The organism is Planococcus sp. NCCP-2050 (genome assembly GCF_023708025.1).
Lineage (GTDB): Bacteria > Bacillota > Bacilli > Bacillales_A > Planococcaceae > Planococcus.
The window spans coordinates 159,934-180,006 of sequence record NZ_BRCX01000003.1 but is presented as its reverse complement, the minus strand read 5'-3'; the positions used below and the strand labels follow the sequence as shown (position 1 = coordinate 180,006).

General features: G+C 44.2%; 21 protein-coding genes, 1 tRNA gene and 1 riboswitch. Of the genes, 1 reads left to right on the top strand and 21 read right to left on the bottom strand.

Going from position 1 to position 20,073, the window contains the following annotated elements:
* Positions 1–51 precede the first annotated feature (51 nt).
* The 12 genes from spx to NFU07_RS12395 form a co-directional block, all read right to left on the bottom strand.
* Entirely contained in the window at positions 52–456 is a 405-nt protein-coding gene (spx, locus tag NFU07_RS12450; RefSeq protein ID WP_235198959.1) for a transcriptional regulator Spx, read from the bottom strand.
* A 17-nt stretch (positions 457–473) separates the two neighbouring features.
* A complete protein-coding gene (locus NFU07_RS12445; RefSeq protein WP_251478599.1) occupies positions 474–1,109 on the bottom strand; it encodes a TetR/AcrR family transcriptional regulator in 636 nt (211 codons plus the stop codon).
* 155 nt (positions 1,110–1,264) lie between these two features.
* Positions 1,265–2,347: an S-layer homology domain-containing protein gene (locus NFU07_RS12440; protein WP_251478597.1), complete on the bottom strand. Its 1,083-nt coding sequence runs from the start codon at positions 2,345–2,347 to the stop codon at positions 1,265–1,267.
* Between the two features lie 379 nt (positions 2,348–2,726).
* Positions 2,727–2,800 (bottom strand) — tRNA-Arg (locus tag NFU07_RS12435).
* 138 nt (positions 2,801–2,938) lie between these two features.
* On the bottom strand, positions 2,939–3,544 hold the full coding sequence (locus NFU07_RS12430; protein ID WP_251478595.1) for an XTP/dITP diphosphatase: 606 nt from the start codon (positions 3,542–3,544) through the stop codon (positions 2,939–2,941).
* Positions 3,541–4,290, bottom strand: coding sequence for a ribonuclease PH (rph, locus tag NFU07_RS12425; RefSeq protein WP_251478593.1), 750 nt, complete (start codon positions 4,288–4,290; stop codon positions 3,541–3,543). The genes NFU07_RS12430 and rph overlap by 4 nt, the downstream gene beginning before the upstream one ends.
* 76 nt (positions 4,291–4,366) lie before the next feature.
* The gene (gene racE, locus NFU07_RS12420) at positions 4,367–5,170 is read right to left on the bottom strand and encodes a glutamate racemase (RefSeq protein WP_251478591.1); all 804 of its coding nucleotides are present in this window, start codon (positions 5,168–5,170) and stop codon (positions 4,367–4,369) included.
* Between the two features lie 16 nt (positions 5,171–5,186).
* Positions 5,187–5,639: a MarR family winged helix-turn-helix transcriptional regulator gene (locus tag NFU07_RS12415; protein ID WP_251478589.1), complete on the bottom strand. Its 453-nt coding sequence runs from the start codon at positions 5,637–5,639 to the stop codon at positions 5,187–5,189.
* Between the two features lie 75 nt (positions 5,640–5,714).
* The gene (locus NFU07_RS12410; RefSeq protein WP_251478587.1) at positions 5,715–6,179 is read right to left on the bottom strand and encodes an acyl-CoA thioesterase; all 465 of its coding nucleotides are present in this window, start codon (positions 6,177–6,179) and stop codon (positions 5,715–5,717) included.
* Between the two features lie 132 nt (positions 6,180–6,311).
* On the bottom strand, positions 6,312–7,082 hold the full coding sequence (gene sdhB, locus NFU07_RS12405; RefSeq protein WP_235198953.1) for a succinate dehydrogenase iron-sulfur subunit: 771 nt from the start codon (positions 7,080–7,082) through the stop codon (positions 6,312–6,314).
* 18 nt (positions 7,083–7,100) lie between these two features.
* Complete coding sequence (gene sdhA, locus NFU07_RS12400) at positions 7,101–8,849, bottom strand: succinate dehydrogenase flavoprotein subunit (RefSeq protein ID WP_235198952.1); 1,749 nt, start codon at positions 8,847–8,849, stop codon at positions 7,101–7,103.
* A gap of 45 nt (positions 8,850–8,894) precedes the next feature.
* Positions 8,895–9,485 (bottom strand): succinate dehydrogenase cytochrome b558 subunit, encoded by a 591-nt coding sequence (locus NFU07_RS12395; RefSeq protein ID WP_285835962.1) that lies wholly within the window; start codon positions 9,483–9,485, stop codon positions 8,895–8,897.
* 222 nt (positions 9,486–9,707) lie between these two features.
* Here NFU07_RS12395 and NFU07_RS12390 point away from each other — a divergent pair, with 222 nt between their 5' ends.
* A complete protein-coding gene (locus NFU07_RS12390) occupies positions 9,708–10,109 on the top strand; it encodes a YslB family protein (RefSeq protein WP_251478583.1) in 402 nt (133 codons plus the stop codon).
* Between the two features lie 71 nt (positions 10,110–10,180).
* Here the strand turns inward: NFU07_RS12390 and NFU07_RS12385 are convergent, their stop codons facing one another.
* The 9 genes from NFU07_RS12385 to NFU07_RS12345 form a co-directional block, all read right to left on the bottom strand.
* A complete protein-coding gene (locus NFU07_RS12385) occupies positions 10,181–11,395 on the bottom strand; it encodes an aspartate kinase (protein ID WP_251478581.1) in 1,215 nt (404 codons plus the stop codon).
* A gap of 144 nt (positions 11,396–11,539) precedes the next feature.
* Positions 11,540–11,713: riboswitch (Lysine riboswitch) on the bottom strand.
* 40 nt (positions 11,714–11,753) lie between these two features.
* Positions 11,754–13,547 carry an excinuclease ABC subunit UvrC gene (uvrC, locus tag NFU07_RS12380; protein ID WP_251478579.1) on the bottom strand — a complete coding sequence of 598 codons (1,794 nt, stop codon included), beginning with the start codon at positions 13,545–13,547 and terminating at the stop codon, positions 11,754–11,756.
* 49 nt (positions 13,548–13,596) lie between these two features.
* Entirely contained in the window at positions 13,597–13,911 is a 315-nt protein-coding gene (gene trxA / locus NFU07_RS12375; protein WP_036806063.1) for a thioredoxin, read from the bottom strand.
* A gap of 398 nt (positions 13,912–14,309) precedes the next feature.
* Positions 14,310–15,275: an electron transfer flavoprotein subunit alpha/FixB family protein gene (locus NFU07_RS12370; RefSeq protein ID WP_251478577.1), complete on the bottom strand. Its 966-nt coding sequence runs from the start codon at positions 15,273–15,275 to the stop codon at positions 14,310–14,312.
* 124 nt (positions 15,276–15,399) lie between these two features.
* Positions 15,400–16,173 (bottom strand): electron transfer flavoprotein subunit beta/FixA family protein, encoded by a 774-nt coding sequence (locus NFU07_RS12365; protein ID WP_251478575.1) that lies wholly within the window; start codon positions 16,171–16,173, stop codon positions 15,400–15,402.
* A gap of 20 nt (positions 16,174–16,193) precedes the next feature.
* The gene (locus NFU07_RS12360) at positions 16,194–16,967 is read right to left on the bottom strand and encodes an enoyl-CoA hydratase (RefSeq protein WP_251478573.1); all 774 of its coding nucleotides are present in this window, start codon (positions 16,965–16,967) and stop codon (positions 16,194–16,196) included.
* A 16-nt stretch (positions 16,968–16,983) separates the two neighbouring features.
* Positions 16,984–17,568 carry a fatty acid metabolism transcriptional regulator FadR gene (locus NFU07_RS12355; RefSeq protein WP_251478571.1) on the bottom strand — a complete coding sequence of 195 codons (585 nt, stop codon included), beginning with the start codon at positions 17,566–17,568 and terminating at the stop codon, positions 16,984–16,986.
* Between the two features lie 146 nt (positions 17,569–17,714).
* Positions 17,715–19,406, bottom strand: coding sequence for an AMP-binding protein (locus NFU07_RS12350; protein ID WP_251478569.1), 1,692 nt, complete (start codon positions 19,404–19,406; stop codon positions 17,715–17,717).
* A 240-nt stretch (positions 19,407–19,646) separates the two neighbouring features.
* Complete coding sequence (locus NFU07_RS12345) at positions 19,647–20,060, bottom strand: DUF350 domain-containing protein (RefSeq protein ID WP_235198942.1); 414 nt, start codon at positions 20,058–20,060, stop codon at positions 19,647–19,649.
* Between the last annotated feature and the right edge of the window lie 13 nt (positions 20,061–20,073).

The window sequence follows — 20,073 nt, the reverse complement described above, 5'->3', positions numbered from 1 at the left end:
ATTTATCGGGAAAATAAAACCATGGATTTTTTTCATTTCCTGGGAGCTGTATTAAATATTGCCTGACAAGCTAATTAAATTTTTGAATTGGTCTAACCGGAACCAGCGCGGCAAGAATTGGCGGATTTCATCGTCATTATAGCCCACCTGCAATTTTCTGCCGTCATGAATAATCGGCAAGCGAAGAACGCCCGGGTTGTCCTGGATGACTTTATAAAGCTGAGGCAAAGACAAAGCATCGAAATCGATTTTCAGCTTTTTGATTGCATAAGCTTTTTTCGAAATGATTTCTTCTGTTCCTTCATTTGTCAGGGAGAGAATTTCTTGAATCTCTTCTATGGTGATGGGTGTCGTGGAGAGGTTTTTTTCTTCGTATGGAATTTCATACTCATCTAACCAAGCGATCGCTTTTCGGCATGAGGTATTGCTCGTTGCAGTGAATAATTTAGCTTTCATCATTTCACATTCCTTTCTTAAATCTTTCCTGTGCGCATTTTCTGGAGACTTTCCGGAGGGAACAGCGTACGGCAAAATATTTTCGCGAATTGCTGGTAATCCACGTCCTCCCCTTTATTGACCCGATTTTGCAGCTTTTCTAATAAGGACTCCAAACACCAGGTTAAAGTTTCAATCTCAATGTCCGGCCAGAGATACCCTTTCTTCTGCAAAACGGTTAAATCTTTTACAAACTTCTGATGCATCCGGTCTTTTGCGTTATTGATGATTTCTGCCAGCTCAGCGTCACGCAGCAGCAACTCAGGCATCAATTTTTGGAGATTGGATTCATTTATCTTGTGGTAATGGATTTCAAGGCGTCCTGCGAGCAGCTTTTCCGGATCTCCGCTTTTCCATTCCAGCTCGAGCGGCATCATCGAATCCAATTGGTTTTCGATCAAGGACATCAGGAGTTGGCGTTTATCGGAAAAGTAGCGATAAAAAGTTCCAGTCGCGACACGTGCATGGGCCGCAATTTCTTTTGCAGTGGTTTGGTCGAACCCTTTTCGGCTGAATAATTCCTTGCCACTGGCAATTAAGGCTTCTTTTTTTTGTTTTGACCGTGATTGTTTAGGAGAAGTCGGAAAACTTCCAACAAGGTCTTCATGTGGCATTTTCTCACCTCTTTATACAGAATAACATATCCGGAAGAAAAACATGAACTCGAGTTCACGTTTTTCATATTTTTTTCGGAAAGGGATTCACATTATGGACAAATAAATAAAAAACCTTGCCGCTTTAAAAGCTGCAAGGTTTTAAAAATATTGTTTTATTCCCAAATTGAGAATTTGGCTGCAATACTGACTGAACCAGGCTGTTTTTCCGGGTAAAATTCTTGGACGATCCGATAAAACCCATCTTGCAGCGGCGCTTGATAGCGGGGTGAATCAACTTCCAGTGTTAATTCAAGTTTCTCGCCAGCTTCCAGCTCTTCCATGATCGTATAAAAATCGACGAATTTGCTGTAAGGAACTTCATACCATTTGTCTCCGACTTGCTTTTGCAGTGAATATTCCGGACGGTGAAGGTAATTCTGTTGTCCTGTATTTCCCATAATGATCTTTATCACTTTATCGGAATAGGTATCATACGACTGTTTATCTGCGGAAATCGAAAGGCCCTTCTCTTCTGCCGGATATTCCTGTTTGTCTTCTGCTCCAAGCGGCCCATCGTATTCATAAATCCGTTCAATCAATAAGGCCATTTGACCTCTTGTCAACGGTTCATCTGTGCCGAATCTGCCGGCCGTTTTCCCTTTAATGATTCCGGCCTCTGACAAGACATGCACAGCTTCTTTATAGCGGCCGGAAACATCTTTGAACACAAGCTTGCCGTCGAGTTCTTCGGTTGGCGGAAACACCTCTTTATGCGCGTTATGAAGCATGATTGCCGCTTCACCTCGCGTAATGTTCAAGTTCGGGCCGAATTTGGTTTTGCTTTTTCCATTTAGAATACCGTGGTGTTTTAAAATGGAAATTGTCTTTACTGCACGCTGTGGAAGGTCTGTAAAAGCTGCTTTGGGTACATCTGTATCTTCGACATACACGAAATTTCCGAGAATCATAGCTGCATCCACGCGCTTAATCGGTTCGTTTACCCCGAAATAGTCGTATGAGAATCCATGGGCAATGCCGCTAGTTGTCACAAACCAGACTGCATGAGCGTATATCGTACCATTCGCGTCTCGATAATTCGTGAATCCCTCTCCCGTCTCTAACGGCGGCAACGGTTCATATGTATCTTCTTGGCTTTCTTCCGGCAGATCCGTTTCAGCAAACACCGGATATACTGATGCCGGAAATAATGTTCCTGCAAGCATAATTGAAGCAAGGACTTGTAATGGCTTCTTCATGAGAGGTGCCTCCTCTATGTGTTTTATGTTAATTCGAGTATACAGGAAAACAAAAAACTATTTCCATTTTTTCATCTTTATGTTTTTTATAAAAGCTTCTCAATCTTTTGCACTTTCATCCGGAACAACGTAAGGAGACTGAAAATGAGACTCATGGGTGGCTCCAGCTATTTTCTAAATAAAGTCTTGGATCAACAGATTGAACAACAGGACTCTCTCTGAATTTCGGAGTCGTATATCGCTGGTCCTCACATACTGTGCCCCTCTCTATTACTATATGAATCATAATAGTATTTGGCTCAAATTCGTCCATTCAATAGAAAAAGCCGGAAGCGAATGGCTTCCGGCTTTTTCTTATGTATCATTTCGAATAAGTTAACGTCCCAGGAGCGATTCGAACGCCCGACCGACGCCTTAGAAGGGCGTTGCTCTATCCAGCTGAGCTACTGGGACATGGCTTTCTTCGTTTTCAAACTCAGCACCACTGAGTGGGCTGCGTTTTTCAACTGAAAGACAATTTTAATTATAGAAATGATTTCAAGAAAAGTCAATGCTATTTTAAAAAAACATTAAAATTTATTTCTTTTTATTTTATTGGCCGTTATCCAGCCATTTCGGCATTGCTTTCTCCAATTCGCGGAGTGCGTTGCCCCGGTGGGAAATCGCTGCTTTTTCTTCTGGCAGAAGCTCAGCCATTGCTTTCCCTTCACTTGGCACGAAGAAAATCGGATCGTATCCGAAACCATGGCCGCCTCTCCGTTCAGAAAGGATCATTCCTTCACACGATCCTGAATAGGTAACAGTTTCCTTATCAGGTGAGGCAATTGCGAGGACGCAGCGGAACCGTGCTGTACGTTGTTCTTCAGGCACGCCTTCCAATTTCGTTAATACTTTTTCAATATTGGCTTCATCGCTTTTCGCTTCACCGGCATAGCGTGCTGAATAGACCCCAGGCTCCCCGTTTAACGCATCAATTTCCAGGCCGCTGTCGTCTGCAATCACTGTAGTTTGAAGGGCTTCAGCCACCGCTTCCGCTTTAAGAATGGCATTTTCTTCGAACGTTACGCCTGTTTCTTCAACGTCCATGTCTTTTGCTACATCGCGAAGCGTTAACACCTCGTATCCAAGCGGTCCGAAAAGGGCTTCAAAATCCTTCGCTTTTCCTTTGTTTTGCGTCGCAATAATTACTTGTTTCATAAGTTTGAGTTCACCTCTTCTCCGATTTTTTGCGCTAAGCTTCCTAGTACCTCTTTTTGTTTTTCAATCAATTGCTGGATTCCGCTTTCACCAAGGTCAAGAAGTTCATTGAGTTGAGTCCGCGTAAACGTCGACTCTTCCCCAGTTCCCTGCAGTTCCACAAAATGGCCGGCTCCAGTCATTACAAGATTCATATCGACTTGTGCAGAAGAATCTTCTACATAATTCAAGTCCAAGATAGCTCCAAGTTCACTGTCGATGCCCACGCTAGTCGCTGCTAAAAAGTCAGTAACCGGAAATGCAGGAAGCTCCAATTTCCCAATAGCCATTACCATTGCCACAAACGCTCCAGTGATTGAAGCTGTACGTGTCCCGCCATCTGCTTGGATAACGTCGCAATCGATCCATAAAGTCCGTTCACCCAGCTTTTCCAAATCTACGACAGCACGCAAAGCACGGCCGATTAAACGCTGGATTTCCATCGTCCGTCCACTGATTTTCCCAGCAGAAGCTTCCCGGCGATTCCGGCTATTGGTGGCACGTGGCAACATGGAATACTCCGCCGTGATCCAGCCTTTTCCTTGGCCGCGCAAAAATGGCGGCACTTTGTCTTCAATGGTCGCTGTACAAATCACTTTTGTCTGGCCAACCGTAATCAATACAGATCCTTCCGGATGGATTAAATAATCCGCTTCCATCTGCACCGCACGCAGTTCATTTGTTGCTCTTTCATCAATTCTTGTCATGAGAATCCTCCTTGTATTTGCTCAAATAGCTTACCATATTTCCTTTACTACAGCCAAAAACCCGATAGCTCAGCCATCAGGTTTTTGGAAATCGGATAGAGTGGATCAACGGATGATCAATGCTTAGCCATTTTTCAATAATCGAAGTAAAGATCGGTGTGGAACCGGATGTATAAAAGTGATGGGTTGGCGGCTTTTGCCGGTCAGCGAGCTGTTTTTTGTATCTCAGGTGCCGCTCGACATCTTTTGCCGTTTCTTCAGCAGAAGACAATACTTTTACGCCGTCCCCGAAAACTTCCTCGATAAATCCTTGCAGCAACGGATAATGGGTACACCCCAAAATTGCCGTATCGAATTCTTCTTCTTCAATCTGGGAAAGGGTATCTTGCACCATTGTCCGTGCAAATTCCCCCTCATATTCATCACTCTCCACAAGCGGCACGAACCGTGGACATGCCAGTTGGACCACGTGGGCAGATGAAACCAGCGATTTGATCGCTTTTTCATAAGCGCCGCTTTTCACCGTCCCCAAGGTTCCAAGAACTGCGATGTTTTTGCTGTGTGATGTTTTAATCGCAGCTCTCGCACCAGGGAAAATTACCCCGATCACAGGAATCGGCAGTTTTTTCTGCAATGAATTCAACGCAGCAGCCGTCGCTGTATTGCAGGCGATCACCAGCATCTTAATTTTCTTTTTCATTAAGGCCTCAGCCATTTGCCATGTGAATTTACGGACTTCTTGGAGAGAACGGGGTCCATACGGGCATCTGGCATTGTCCCCTATGTAATAAATCTGTTCGTTCGGCAAAAGTTTGATGATCTCTTTTGCCACCGTCAGTCCGCCTACTCCTGAATCAATAACTCCGATTGGCGCATTCAAATTAGTTACCTCAATTCTATTTCATGTTTGTATGCAGTTTTTCAAGCAAGAACGAAAACTGCTCGACTTCATCGGCGCTGAAATCTTCAAGCACCGTCTCTAAATAATCTTGTCTCTTTTTAATTACTTCTTCAATGATCCGTTCGCCCTCTTTTAGTAATTTGATTCGAACGACACGGCGGTCTTGTTCTTCCCGCACTCGGACCACTAACTCATTTTTTTCCATTCGGTCGACAAGGTCTGTCGTCGTACTGAAAGCCAAATACATTTTGTTGGAAAGGTCCCCGATTGTCATATCACCATGTTCGAAAAGCCATTGCAGCGCCACAAATTGCGGAGGCGTGATGGTGTAGGAATTTAAGATCTCTCTGCCTTTTTGTTTGATCAAGCCAGATATATAGCGCAATTCTTTTTCCATGAATGCTACTTTATCGGAATTGTGTGGAATATGGTTATTGGTGTTTGTCATTCTAATCATCCACTCCTCGGTTATGTATCTTCTCTTCTATAGTGAAGGTTTTTTATGGTTATGGCAAGAACACAGTCAGTTTTCCATCGAAACAGCTTGGTTTTTGGTTAACAATTCACGTTCTTCCGCACTCCAAGGATAACCTTTTCCAGTTTTCTTGGAAATCTGTACCATCGCGCCTCTTCCTGTAAAACAAGTCTCCTCTTTTTCATTGATTGCCCAGTAATGGACGTCTATCGAAGAAGTGCCGACTGATGCAACTTTCACGTAAACAGTCAATTTCTCATCAAAGAAAACTTGTTTCACGTAATCGACTTGCATATCCGCAACGACAGGAAACAAATCACTGCCTTTTAGCCAGCGCTGCATAAGCCCCAGTTCTTTCATATACTCGATGCGTGCAAATTCAAAATACGTAATTGGCACCGTATTATTCACATGCCCGAACATATCCGTTTCTGAAAAACGCACTTGGACCGGCGCAGAAAAGCGAAACTCTTCTTTCCATTTATTAAAATTTTCAATGTACTTGGCTTTCATCTAAAATCCTCCAGTTTATCTTCTAAGGTCATATTTTATTAGTATAGCAAAACTTTGACCTTCACCTGAAGTCATATGTAAATAAATCAAAAGAAAAAATCCCTGCCGCAGCAGGGATTTTTTTCAATAAGACTAATCAACCATTCTGTCGCTTCCGAAGAAGTTGCGGAACATTTGAACTGTTGTGTCGCGGTTCAACGCTGCGATTGATGTTGTCAAAGGAATTCCTTTTGGACAAGATTCAACACAGTTTTGAGAGTTACCGCAGCTGCCTAGACCGCCATCGCCCATGATTGCATTTAAGCGCTCATCGCGAGTCATAGATCCAGTTGGGTGCGCGTTCATCAAGCGAACTTGTGAAAGTGGTGCCGGTCCGATGAAATCGGATTTATCATTGACGTTCGGGCATGCTTCTAAGCATACGCCGCAAGTCATACATTTTGAAAGTTCGTAAGCCCATTGGCGTTTGCGTTCTGGCATACGGGGTCCGTCGCCAAGGTCATGAGTTCCATCGATTGGCACCCAAGCTTTGACTTTTTTCAGTGAATCGAACATGCGGCTGCGGTCTACGATCAAGTCGCGGACTACAGGGAATGTCTTCATCGGCTGAAGGCGGATTGGCTGTTCCAATTGATCGACAAGAGCTGTACACGACTGGCGTGCTTTGCCGTTGATGACCATTGAACAAGCTCCACATACTTCCTCAAGACAGTTCATGTCCCAAGTTACCGGAGTTGTTTTTTTGCCGTCCATTGTTACTGGATTCCGGCGGATTTCCATCAACGCCGAAATGACGTTCATGTTCAAGCGATATGGCAATTCGAACTTCTCGAAATACGGCGCTTCGTCCGTAGAGTTTCGGCGTTCGATTTCAAATATAACCGTTTTTGCTGCTTCACCCATGGTAAATTAGCTCCCTTCTTAGTGTGCTGATGAGTAATCTCGAATTCGAGGTTCAACCAGCGATGTATCGACTTCTTCGTAAGTGAAGATCGGCTCATCGTAGCCATTGAATTTGGCCATTGTTGTTTTCAAGAATTCTTCGTCATTGCGTTCCGGGAAGTCCGGTTTGTAATGAGCTCCACGGCTTTCATTGCGATAATAAGCCCCAAGTGTGATCACTCGTGCTAAATGTAGCATATTTTTCAACTGGCGTGCGAACATTGCGCCTTGGTTGCTCCAAAGCTGAGTATCCGTGATGCTGATGTGGTTGAAACGTTCAAGCAGCTCTTGGATTTTCTCATCTGTCGCTTTCAAGCGGTCGTTATAGCGAACAACTGTTACGTTGTCTGTCATCCATTCGCCAAGTTCTTTGTGAAGAACGTAAGCATTTTCAGTTCCATCAAGTGCTAGGATTTCATCCCATTTGCGCTGCTCTTCAGCAACTGCACGGTCAAAAATGTCCGAAGGAAGATCTTCAGCCAATACATCCAAACCTTGAACGTATTCCATTGCATTCGGGCCTGCCACCATTCCGCCATAAATAGCTGAAAGCAATGAGTTAGCGCCTAAGCGGTTTGCTCCGTGCTGCGAATAATCACATTCTCCTGCTGCAAGAACGCCAGGAATGCTTGTCATTTGGTGGTCATCGACCCATAGTCCGCCCATCGAATAGTGGACAGCCGGGAAAATTTTCATTGGAACTTTACGAGGGTCATCACCAGTGAATTTCTCGTAGATTTCAATGATTCCGCCAAGTTTGATATCCAATTCTTTTGCATCTTTATGGGAAAGGTCAAGATAAACCATGTTCTCGCCGTTGATGCCCAGTTTTTGGTTTACACAAACATCAAAGATTTCGCGCGTCGCGATATCACGTGGAACCAAGTTTCCGTATGCCGGATACTTTTCTTCCAAGAAATACCAAGGTTTGCCGTCTTTGTATGTCCAGATACGACCGCCTTCACCACGAGCCGATTCAGACATCAAACGAAGTTTGTCGTCTCCTGGAATCGCTGTCGGATGAATCTGGATAAACTCACCATTTGCATAGTAAGCGCCTTGCTGATAAACGATCGAAGCAGCAGACCCTGTATTGATAACAGAGTTTGTCGACTTTCCGAAAATGATCCCAGGTCCGCCAGTTGCCATAATCACTGCATCTGCACGGAACGCACGGATTTCCATTGTCGTCATGTTCTGGGCAGTGATTCCTTTGCCGACGCCGTTGTCATCTAAAACTAAGCCAAGGAATTCCCAGCCTTCGTATTTCGTGATCAATCCAGCCACTTCGTGGCGGCGAACTTGCTCATCTAGTGCATAAAGCAATTGCTGGCCAGTTGTTGCACCGGCAAAAGCCGTTCTGTGGTGCATCGTTCCGCCGAAACGACGGAAATCAAGAAGACCTTCTGGCGTACGGTTGAACATAACGCCCATGCGGTCGAACATGCGAATAATTCCTGGTGCCGCATCTGTCATTGCTTTAACAGGTTTTTGGTTGGCCAGGAAGTCACCGCCGTAAACGGTGTCATCAAGGTGAATCGCCGGGGAATCCCCTTCACCTTTTGTATTTACCGCTCCGTTGATCCCGCCCTGTGCACAAACTGAGTGAGATCTTTTAACTGGAACGATTGAAAACAGGTCAACGGGTGAACCAGCTTCTGCAGCTTTAATTGCTGCCATCAAACCGGCAAGGCCGCCGCCTACGATAGAAATTTTGCCTCTCGCCATTTTGGTATTCACTCCTCTTTTAGTTCACCAATAATCAAAACGTTCTTAAACGAACGCAAACAAAGCTCTGATACCAATGATAGTTAGCACCACAAACACTAGAAGCGTGAAGTAAGATGCCATTCGTTGAGATTTTTCGGATTGCGTGATTCCCCAAGTGACTAAGAATGACCAGAAGCCGTTAGCCAAGTGGAAAGTCGCTGCTGTAACACCCACAATATAAAACGCTAACATTAATGGGTTGCTCAAGATATTTTCCATCATATTGAAATCTGCTTCCGCTGCATTGCCGATCGCAACTTGGAAACGAGTTTCAAAGACGTGCCATGCAATGAAGATCACTAGGAAAACACCTGTGTAACGCTGAGCAACAAACAAAATGTTGCGCATGTAGCTGTACTTACCTGGGTTATGCTTAGACGTGAACGCTATGTATACACCGTAGAATGCATGATACATCAACGGCAAATAAATAACGAAGATCTCTAAGAAAATAACAAACGGCAAGTTCGCCATGAAGTGAGAAGCTTTGTTGAAAGAAGCTTCACCTTGTGTAGCAAAATGGTTGACGATTAGATGCTGCGTCAAGAACAGCCCTACTGGAATGATTCCTAGTAATGAGTGTAACCTGCGCATTAAAAATTCACGATTGTCCAAAACTTTTACCTCCCTCAAGCAATAATACGCAGAAAAAAGAGCAAACGATATGTTACGAAAGCATCCATTGACTGCAACCAACATCATGATACAATAATATGACATATTTATTGTACTCCGCCCCAATTGGAGCGTCAAGGCAACTAGCATATTTCTAAGTGATTCTTACTATTAATTTATTATACTGAAAGTGGGTTTGACATGACTGTAAAAGATGCTGAAACCGATCAGGAGTTCGGTTATGAAATTATACGGGACTATGTATTATCAGAAGTTCTAGGGCAGCACGAAGCCGATATCCTTTACTGGGCCGGGAAATCGCTTGCCCGCAAATTCCCTCTTTTCGCGATGGAAGAAGCACCTGATTTTTTTAGCCAAGCGAATTTTGGCCAATTGTCCTTGGAAAAGGCCGGCAAGGATGAAACCACCTATACACTCCACCCCAACAAAATCGAAAATCGTTGCTTTAAGCTTGAAGCCGGATTTCTGGCTGAACAAAAACAGAAATTGGGCGGTTTTTTGACAGAAGCCTACGAAGAAGTCCTTCCAAAAAAGAATTTAGTGCGGATTACTTTGAAAACGGATCTGCGGGAAAAAGCATAATCTCACTTTTCGAACATTCACTTAATCTTTCCATGAGAAAACCCCGATTCCATTTATCGGGGTTTTCTTTTTTATTCATCTAAACCAAAGGCTCTGTGCAAAGCATTGGCTGATTTTTGCATTTCAACAAGCGGCACAACGACCGATACTTTAATCTCTGAGGTGCTGACCATCTTCACTGGAATTTCTTCCAGGCGCAGAATATCGAACATTTGCGCTGCAACCCCCGGATTTGAAACCATGCCAGAACCGACGATGGAGACTTTCGAGAGGCCTAATTCAAATTCGCAAGAGACAAAACCGATTTCCTCTTTGTATTGTTCGAGCACACGGCGCGCTTCTTCCAGACTTTCTTCTTTGATGGAAAAAGAAACGGACGGCGGGAACGCATCCGTGATGCTTTGGACGATGATGTCTACATCGATGTGATGTTCAGCAAGCTTTGTAAAGATATTTGCCAATGATCCATTGAACGGTTTTTTATATGTGACTGTCACACGTGCAATTCCTTTTTCGAATGCGACGCCTCTGACAATAAGATTTTTTTCCACAGTGACCACCTCTTGTATAATTGTGCCGGGTTCATCGGAATAACTTGCTCTGACCGATAGGGAAACCTGGTTGTTTTTCGCAAATTCAACTGCCCGAGGGTGCAAGACGCCAGCACCAAGATTGGCCAGTTCCAGCATTTCATCATATGAAATCTGCTCGAGCTTCCGGGCACCGCTGACAAAACGCGGATCAGATGTATAAACACCGTCGACATCCGTGTAAATATCGCAGCGGTCTGCCTTTAATGCAGCTGCCAGCGCCACCGCTGTCGTATCCGACCCTCCGCGCCCGAGTGTCGTAATGTTGCCGATTTTATCAACGCCTTGGAATCCGGCAACTACACAGAAATAGCCATTGTCCAACACCTTTTCCAACCGATCTGTATGGATCTGTTCAATGCGTGCATTGCGCGGCACTGATTCTGTTTCAATGCCCGCTTGCCAACCGGTAAACGACAAAGCTTCATGGCCAAGCGCTTTAAATGCCATGGCGAGCAGTGAAATGGTCACCTGTTCCCCTGTAGCTAGCAGCATGTCCATCTCCCGCTTCGGCGGTTCTGCTGATATCTCACTTGCCAATCCCAGCAATGTATCGGTCGTTTTCCCCATCGCAGATACGACGATTACGACTCTACTGCCTTTCTCTTTTTCAGCAATAGCTCTTTCCGCGACTCCGATAATTTTTTCCGGAGTTGCGACTGATGTTCCTCCAAATTTCATGACTACCGTTTTCATTCCATTCACTCCCACATTTTTTCGATGTGGCCCTCAACATGAAAAGCAAAGACTGAATATAGCTTTGCCTGCCAATAAAAAAAGGCAGCTCACCGAGTTACCGGCAAACTACCTCTTTAGCATGTACGAATACGAAAAACGTCCATGTGAGATAGCCCTCCAGAGATAAACTCTGACAGCCCTGCACTTATTAAATGCAGGACCAGCATGCGAGTTGCAAACTTCAACACACTTCGGCGGGCGTCCCTTTCCCCATCCTTCATCGATTTTGCAAATCTCCGAATGGCTACTATTGACGTCCGCACCTCTATCATCACTTTTCCAAGTGATTCAATTATTCTTCTACGATAACATGTTACTACTCGGTTGACAATGTCTCATTTTGAAAATGCTGATAAATCGTTTGAGACAAGCCTTCCGGCATCCCCGCCTCTTTTAACTCTTCAATTGACGCTTCTTTGATGCGTTTGACGGAGCCGAAATGCTTCAGCAATTGCTGTTTGCGCTTAGGTCCGACGCCTTGCAGCCCATCAAGCGCTGACTGAATCGAGTTTTTGCCGCGCAGCTGCCGGTGGAAAGTTATGACGAAACGGTGAACTTCGTCCTGAATTCGCTGCAGCAGATAAAAAGCTTCGCTCGTACGTTTCAGCGGCACGACTTCGACTGGATTTCCGTAGAGAAGCTGTGAAGTTTGGTGCTTTGCATCTTTTGCAAGGCCCGCAATTGGAATAGACAAGCCCAGTTCGTCTTCGATAATTTCCCGAGCCGATTCCATCTGCCCTTTCCCTCCATCGATCACGATCAAATCAGGAAGCGGCAGCCCGTCCCGTAAAACTCGCGTATAGCGCCGGCGAATAACTTCACGCATTGCTGCATAGTCATCCGGCTTTGAAGCGCTTCTGGTTTTGTATTTGCGATAATCTTTTTTAGACGGTTTCCCGTCCACAAATGCCACCATGGCAGAAACTGCATCCGCTCCTTGGATATGGGAGTTATCGAATGCTTCAATGCGAAGCGGCGTTTCAATATTCATCGCCTCGCCAAGTTCTACGCAAGCACCGACTGTGCGTTCTTCCTGGCGTTCAAGCAATTGGAATTTCTCTTTGATGGCGATTTCCGCATTTTTCTTTGCCAAAGCCACCAAATCTTTTTTCTTGCCGCGCTGCGGAATAAGGACACGCATATCCAGCCATTCACGCACCAATTCAGCATCTTCGCCTTCCGGCAATAAAATTTCATTCGGCTTTACATGGTTCGATTGTTCATAAAATTGACCGAGGAAAGTCATGAACTCTTCTTTAGGGTCCCGGTAAAGCGGAAATAAAGAAACATCCCGTTCAATCAGCTTGCCTTGGCGGACGAAAAAGACCTGTACACACATCCAGCCTTTATCAATTGCATAGCCAAAGACATCCCGGTTCGTAAAGTCATTCATCGTCATTTTCTGTTTTTCCATGACTGTTTCAATATGGGAAATTTGATCACGGTATTCCTTCGCCCGCTCAAACTCCAAATTTTCAGCAGCTTCGGACATTTTTTCAACGAGGTCTTGCTTCACTTCGCGGAATCCGCCATTTAAAAAGCGTGAAATATCATCGATCATTTCCTGGTAAGTTTCTTTTTCAACCGGTTTTACACACGGTGCCAAGCATTGCCCCATATGATAGTACAGGCAAGCACGGTCCGGCATCGTATGGCATTTGCGAAGCGGATACAGCCGGTCGAGCAATTTCTTTGTTGCACTCGCTGCATACGCATTCGGATAAGGGCCAAAATACTTTCCTTTATCGCGCTTTACTTGCCGCGTAATAATCAATTTTGGATGGCGTTCACTTGTGATTTTTAAATACGGATAAGTTTTATCATCTTTTAACATGATATTGTATTTCGGATCATGCTTTTTGATCAAGTTCAATTCCAAGATCAACGCTTCTTTTTCCGAATTTGTCACAATGTATTCGAAGTCGACAATTTCTCCGACTAAGCGTTGGGTTTTCGCATCATGGCTTCCGGTAAAGTAAGAACGCACACGATTTTTCAGCACTTTCGCTTTGCCCACGTAAATGATTGTGTCTTGCCGGTCTTTCATCAAGTAACAGCCCGGCTGATCGGGAAGAATTGCTAATTTATGTTGGATCAATTCATTTGCCATTATCTCACCCTATTAAAAAACCGGGGCCATCACTGGACCCGGTTAAGAATTATGCGTGTTGGTTAACTAATTCAGCCAAAGCTTCTTTTGGTCTGAAGCCAACAACTTTATCAACTGTTTCTCCGTCTTTCATCAATAGAAGAGTCGGGATTGACATGATGCCGTATTTGCCTGCAGTTTCTTGGTTTTCATCAACGTCTACTTTTACGATTTTAACTTTATCGCTCATTTCAGCGTCTAATTCTTCAAGAACTGGAGCAATCATTTTACAAGGCCCGCACCAAGTAGCCCAAAAATCTACTAATACTAAACCTTCTGAGATTTCTTGTGAAAAGTTCTGATCTGTACCGTGTACTATTGCCATGAATAATTCCTCCTTATAATGTAACCAAACTATGTTCTGATTATAGCATGCGTGAAAAACTGTAGCTATTTATTTGCCTACTTCTTATCTACCCCGTACTCAGGAGAATAAACGGTGGATAAATGCGGCTTCTTTTGTCCAATTTAATACAAAATTTTACGAGGTGCGGAAAAACCGATTTTGGGTGCGAAACTTTCACACCGAGGTGCTTTCGTGTTAATTCCCATAAAAAAACGGACCTCACTTTCGCAAGGTCCGTCGCTTTCGCTTTTCTTTGTCCAGACTCCAGCGGGCAACTCCTCGGGTTATAAGCCAGCCCAGCTATGCGGCCAAGTGCGCCGCTTCGCTGTTCTGTCTTATGCCTTTCGGAGCTGAACGCCCGCTTTCGCTTTTCTTAATTACATTACTTTCTTGAATTCTTCTGTCAGCATTGGGATGACTTCAAACAAGTCTCCGACAATGCCGTAATCCGCTACTTTGAAAATGTTTGCTTCTGGGTCTTTGTTGATCGCAACAATGACTTTTGAGTTGGACATACCCGCTAAGTGCTGGATCGCTCCTGAAATTCCTGCTGCGATGTAAAGGTCAGGTGTTACAACTTTACCTGTTTGGCCGATCTGCAATGAATAATCGCAATAATCCGCATCACATGCTCCACGAGAAGCACCGACAGCGCCTCCAAGAAGATTTGCTAATTCTTGCAAAGGCTCGAAGCCTTCTGTGCTTTTCACGCCGCGTCCGCCAGCAACGATCACTTTCGCTTCCGAAAGGTCAACGCCTTCAGCTGATTTACGGACAACATCTTTGATGATTGTGCGCAAGTTTGTAATATCCACTGAAAGTGAACTTACATCGCCTGAGCGCTCTTCTTTTGCTAATGGTGGAATGTTATTCGGGCGAACTGTGATAAATGTAAGGCCTTCTTTTGATTTTACTTTTTCGAATGCTTTACCAGAATAGATTGGGCGGACAAATACAGCATCATCGCCTTCTCCTTCGATATTTGTCACATCCGAAATTAAACCGGATTGCAATTTTGATGCGATTTTAGGCGATAAATCTTTTCCGACCGCCGTGTGGCCGAAAACGATGCCTTCTGGGCTTTCTTGTTCGATGACAGCCATGAATGCTTGCCCGTAGCCATCTGAAGTATAAGATTTCAAATGAGGGTGCTCCACCGTGATGACACGGTCTGCTCCATAATTTACAAGTTCTGCGCCAAAGTCAGCGACTGAATCACCGATTAAAACGCCTACTACTTCTCCACCGCCAGAGATTTTCTTCGCAGCGGCAATCGCTTCAAACGTTACGTTGCGCAATGCGCCTTCACGCGTTTCGCCCAATACCAATACTTTTTTCGACATAGTCTGTTTACCCCCTAAGTAGATGTGAAAATTTATCGTTCAGTTATTTTTAGTTTCCAGACTCCGGCTGCCAGCTCCTCTAGTCGCTTGTCGGAGCTAAACGGCAGCCTTCGCTTTTCTTGTTTTATATGACTTTCGCTTCGTTGCGCAATAATCCGACCAATTCCGATACTTGTGCTGAAATGTCGCCTTCTAGCACACGGCCAGCTTCTTTTTTCGGCGGCAAGTAAATTTCGATTGTTTCAGTTTTCGGTTCCACATCATCTTCTTCAATATCCAAATCATCGAGTTCCAACTCTTCAAGCGGCTTTTTCTTCGCTTTCATGATTCCAGGAAGTGATGGGTAACGAGGTTCGTTCAAACCTTGCTGAGCCGTTACAAGCAATGGCAATGACGTTTCAAGCTCTTCTGCATCCCCTTCGATGTCTCTCACGATTGTAGCAGTTGTGCCATCGATTTTAAGGCTCGTGATTGTTGTTACGTAGTTGATGCCAAGCAAATCAGCAACACGTGGCCCTACTTGGCCAGATCCGCCATCGATTGCTACGTTTCCTGCTAAAATCAAGTCTGCATCTTTGTCTTTCAAGTATTCAGCTAATATGTAGGAAGTCGTGAACTCATCCATTTCTTCCAAATCGTCTTCTGTGTTGATCAATACTGCTTTATCCGCACCCATTGCAAGAGCCGTACGAAGTTGCTTTTCAGCTTCTTCTCCGCCGATTGTGATAACGGTTACTTCCCCGCCGTGTTCGTCACGGACAGTGATCGCTTCTTCAATCGCATACTCATCATATGGATTAATGATGAATTCTGCGCCGTCGTCCTGGATTTTGCCACCAGAGATGACTAATTTTTCTTCTGTGTCAAAAGTACGTTTTACCAATACATAAATGTTCATGAACGTAAACCTCCCAAGTATTATTTCCCTTTAAATTGTGCTTCGCGTTTTTCCAGGAAAGCCTGGATTCCTTCTTTAGCGTCTTCTGAAACAAAAACTGTTCCAAAGGAAGCCGCTTCTGCTTTCACGCCTTCATGATAGCTTGCAGATTTTGAATACTGCAGCATTTCAATGGCCGCTTTGACCGATACCGGACTTTTCTTCGCAATTTTCTTTGCAATTGAAAGCGTTTCCGAAAGTAGGTCCACTTCTGCATAAGCACGGTTGGCTAATCCCAACTGAGCTGCTTCTGCTCCTGTAATCGGATCGCTTGTCAAAAGCATTTCTGCTGCCTTTGCGACACCTACATACCTCGGCAAGCGCTGCGTTCCCGCAAATCCTGGAATCAAGCCAAGCTGAAGTTCCGGCAATCCTAGTTTAGCATTTTCAGATACAAAACGCATATGGCAGCTCATCGCCAATTCCAAACCGCCGCCTAAAGCTGCTCCATGGATGGCTGCAATCACAGGTTTATGAAATGTTTCGACTCGTTCAAATACTGACTGTCCGCTTGCTGCAAGTTTTGAAAACTCTTCGCCGCTTGTTACTTCTGTAAATTCCTTGATATCGGCTCCTGCAGAAAAGAATCTTCCTTCGCCATGCAAAACGATTGCACGGACTTCTTCATCATGCTCTACTTCATCAAGCAGACTGTTCACTTCCATGATCAATGCACGAGATAAAGCGTTTGCCGGCGGACGATTGATTGTGGCAATCGCAACACCGTCTTCTTTTTTCCAACTGATAAATTCCATTCGAAGAGCCCCTTCCCTAAGCGCGAATCCCCTTCATCAAAAGACGGTGGACTTTCGGCGCCAATTCGACTAAATCATATTTATGATCGTTCATCACCCAAGTGGTGATGGTCTCATCCATTGTACCAAAAACCATTTGCCGAGCTAAACGGATATCCATTTTTTCATCGAATTCTCCGTCTTCCATCCCTTTGACAAGGATTTTATCAAGCAGCAATAAATATTCTCTTAACACGCCATTTATTTTCATTCGAATCTCAGTATTCGATTGTCTGAGTTCCAGTTGGGTCACAATGGCGAGATGCAGATCACTTGCCAGCAAACTAAAATGGCTTTCGATCATCAGGCCTAATTTATCCACTGCCGAAATATCCCGAACCAAAATCTGTTCGAGTTTCTCGACAAATACTGCCATCTTTTCTTCGAAAACAGAAATTAGAATATCTTCTTTGTTTTTGAAGTAAAGATAAATTGTGCCGTCAGCCACTCCTGCCTGCTTCGCAATTTTCGATACTTGCGCTTGATGGTAACCATTTTCTGCGATTACCACGACCGCAGCATCTACGATCTGTTTGTATTTTGGTTTGTCCTTTTTTACCAAATCATCACCACCCAAAAAAAATATGAAAATATGAATGGCGCTTCATTCATATTTTCATATTATAGTTTATCTATTGACGTGTCAAGCTTTTATCAATTGCCAGCTTTACTCTGCGGCGATAGGCAATAATTTTGTCGCTCTTATAGTTAAGACGGCACCGCTTCATTTTGCTTAGCGACTTCTTCGTCCACTAATGAGCGGCGAAGGATTTTTCCGACTGCGGTTTTCGGCAGCTCTTTGCGGAATTCATAAACGCGTGGAACTTTGAACGCTGCTAAATGTTCACGGCAATATTTATTAAATTCTTCCTCAGAAACAGTATACCCTTCTTTTTGTACAATGTATGCCTTTACTGTTTCACCGCGGTAAGGATCCGGTATTCCAGCAACAACACATTCCTGGACTGCTTCATGCTCATACAGTACTTCTTCAATTTCACGAGGATAAATATTGAATCCACCTGCAATGATCATGTCTTTTTTGCGGTCGACGATAAAGAAATGGCCTTTTTCATCCATATAGCCAAGATCTCCAGTCAGCAGCCAGCCGTTAACGATGGTTGCAGCTGTATCATCTGGTCGGTTCCAGTAGCCTTTCATCACTTGAGGACCTGAAATCGCAATTTCGCCGATTTCTCCTGCCGGCACTTCATCTGTCGTTCCAGGAAGGAAAATTTTGCAGTCCGTGTCGGGATACGGGAAGCCGATAGAGCCTTTAACGCGTTCTCCCCAAATCAGATTCGAATGGGTAACCGGCGAAGTTTCCGTTAAACCATAGCCTTCAACCAGTTTGCCTCCTGTAATTTCCTCGAATTTCTCTTGGACATCGACAGGCAGCGGTGCAGATCCGCTCAAGCAGGCATCAATGGAAGACAAATCGTATTTCCCGATATCCGGATGGTTCATCAGACCGATATAAAGGGTCGGAGCTCCAGGGAATAAAGTCGGCTTTTGTTTATTGATCGTTTTCAATGCCGTTTCTGCATCAAATTTCGGAAGCAGCACCATTCGGTTGCCTTGCATCACGGATAGGATCAGCACCGTCGTCAAGCCGTATACATGGAAAAGCGGGATGATGCCAAGAACCGTCTCTTCGCCATCCTTGCATTTGTAGAGCCATGTATCACACATCGTCGCATTCGAGATCAAGTTCTTGTGGGTCAGCATAACCCCTTTAGGCGAACCTGTCGTCCCTCCAGTATATTGAAGCAATGCGAGGTCTTCATTGAAATCAAATTCAGTTGGCTCCACTTCTTTTGATGCAGTTTTCAACACTTCAGTAAACAAATGATTGACGCCGCGATGCTCCACTTTCACCGATAATCCGGTCTGGCGTTTTTGAATAAATGGATAAATCATATTTTTCGGGAAAGGAAGATAGTCTTTGATCCCGGTAATAATGACATTTTCCAGTTTTGTATCTTTCACGACTTTTGAAATCCGAGGGAATAAAATATCTAACGAGACAATGGCTTTTGCACCGGAATCATTCATTTGGTACGCGATTTCCCGTTCTGTATAAAGCGGATTCGTCATGACCACTACGCCGCCTGCGTATAGAACGCCATAAAAACTGATGACTGCCTGCGGACAGTTTGGCAGCATGACAGACACCCGGTCGCCCTTTTTGATGCCGAGACCTTGCAAATAATTGGCAAACTTCATCGATGATTCATACAGTTCTTCGTAGCTCACATCTCTTCCCATGAAATGGATGGCTGTTTTCTTCGGGAATTGTTCGTAGGCATGCGTCAAGTATTCCTGCACCGGCATACTTTTGTACTCTAAAGTTTTCGGGACTTCTGGCGGATAATGGGCGAGCCATGGCTTTTCTGTCATTCTTTATTCCTCCTTTTGATTTTCAAATCGTGTGAATATTCCTATTTTTAATTATATCGGTAAATGATAACGCTTTCAACAGCAAATAAAATCTGAAACCTGGAAGGAATAAAAAAGCAGCCCGCCTTTTCGGCAGACTGCTGAATTTTAAATAACAAACAGAAAAACGATTCCTACGATGATGAACAATGCACAGCATACGAATAGGATCTTGATCAGATTCTCCATAGTTTACAACTCCTAAGAAATACTTGCGCCGATGACGAAAGACAGTCCGACTGAGATGGTCAACGAAACGAAGCCGACGGAACGGTTGTCATTTTCAATTTCTTCATCCACTTTGAATTTCGGAGTAAGAAATTCAAATAAAAGATAAGCAAAAATCAATAAAGCAAATCCATACAATCCCCAACCGATCATTTCCAGCAAGGTATTATGGCGTTCGATGGAAAACCGGAAAATATTCGTGACACCGAAAATTTTCCCGCCGGTCGCCATCGCTACCGCCAGATTCCCTTTTTTGATTTCTTCCCAGTTTTTATACTTCGTCACCAATTCAAAAATTACCATTGAGACGATTAAACATAAAACGACAACGCTGAAATATCCCGCCGTTTCCACTAACGGATGCGTCCAAAACCCAGTCTCTGACATGTCAATTCTCCCC

Bases quoted from the DNA above. Each gene is read 5' to 3' on its own strand.
- spx (WP_235198959.1), bottom strand. From the start codon at position 456: ATGAAAGCTAAATTATTCACTGCAACGAGCAATACCTCATGCCGAAAA.
- NFU07_RS12445 (WP_251478599.1), bottom strand. From the start codon at position 1,109: ATGCCACATGAAGACCTTGTTGGAAGTTTTCCGACTTCTCCTAAACAA.
- NFU07_RS12440 (WP_251478597.1), bottom strand. From the start codon at position 2,347: ATGAAGAAGCCATTACAAGTCCTTGCTTCAATTATGCTTGCAGGAACA.
- NFU07_RS12430 (WP_251478595.1), bottom strand. From the start codon at position 3,544: ATGAAACAAGTAATTATTGCGACGCAAAACAAAGGAAAAGCGAAGGAT.
- rph (WP_251478593.1), bottom strand. From the start codon at position 4,290: ATGACAAGAATTGATGAAAGAGCAACAAATGAACTGCGTGCGGTGCAG.
- NFU07_RS12415 (WP_251478589.1), bottom strand. From the start codon at position 5,639: ATGACAAACACCAATAACCATATTCCACACAATTCCGATAAAGTAGCA.
- NFU07_RS12410 (WP_251478587.1), bottom strand. From the start codon at position 6,179: ATGAAAGCCAAGTACATTGAAAATTTTAATAAATGGAAAGAAGAGTTT.
- sdhB (WP_235198953.1), bottom strand. From the start codon at position 7,082: ATGGGTGAAGCAGCAAAAACGGTTATATTTGAAATCGAACGCCGAAAC.
- sdhA (WP_235198952.1), bottom strand. From the start codon at position 8,849: ATGGCGAGAGGCAAAATTTCTATCGTAGGCGGCGGCCTTGCCGGTTTG.
- NFU07_RS12395 (WP_285835962.1), bottom strand. From the start codon at position 9,485: ATGCGCAGGTTACACTCATTACTAGGAATCATTCCAGTAGGGCTGTTC.
- NFU07_RS12390 (WP_251478583.1), top strand. From the start codon at position 9,708: ATGACTGTAAAAGATGCTGAAACCGATCAGGAGTTCGGTTATGAAATT.
- NFU07_RS12385 (WP_251478581.1), bottom strand. From the start codon at position 11,395: ATGAAAACGGTAGTCATGAAATTTGGAGGAACATCAGTCGCAACTCCG.
- uvrC (WP_251478579.1), bottom strand. From the start codon at position 13,547: ATGGCAAATGAATTGATCCAACATAAATTAGCAATTCTTCCCGATCAG.
- trxA (WP_036806063.1), bottom strand. From the start codon at position 13,911: ATGGCAATAGTACACGGTACAGATCAGAACTTTTCACAAGAAATCTCA.
- NFU07_RS12370 (WP_251478577.1), bottom strand. From the start codon at position 15,275: ATGTCGAAAAAAGTATTGGTATTGGGCGAAACGCGTGAAGGCGCATTG.
- NFU07_RS12365 (WP_251478575.1), bottom strand. From the start codon at position 16,173: ATGAACATTTATGTATTGGTAAAACGTACTTTTGACACAGAAGAAAAA.
- NFU07_RS12360 (WP_251478573.1), bottom strand. From the start codon at position 16,967: ATGGAATTTATCAGTTGGAAAAAAGAAGACGGTGTTGCGATTGCCACA.
- NFU07_RS12350 (WP_251478569.1), bottom strand. From the start codon at position 19,406: ATGACAGAAAAGCCATGGCTCGCCCATTATCCGCCAGAAGTCCCGAAA.
- NFU07_RS12345 (WP_235198942.1), bottom strand. From the start codon at position 20,060: ATGTCAGAGACTGGGTTTTGGACGCATCCGTTAGTGGAAACGGCGGGA.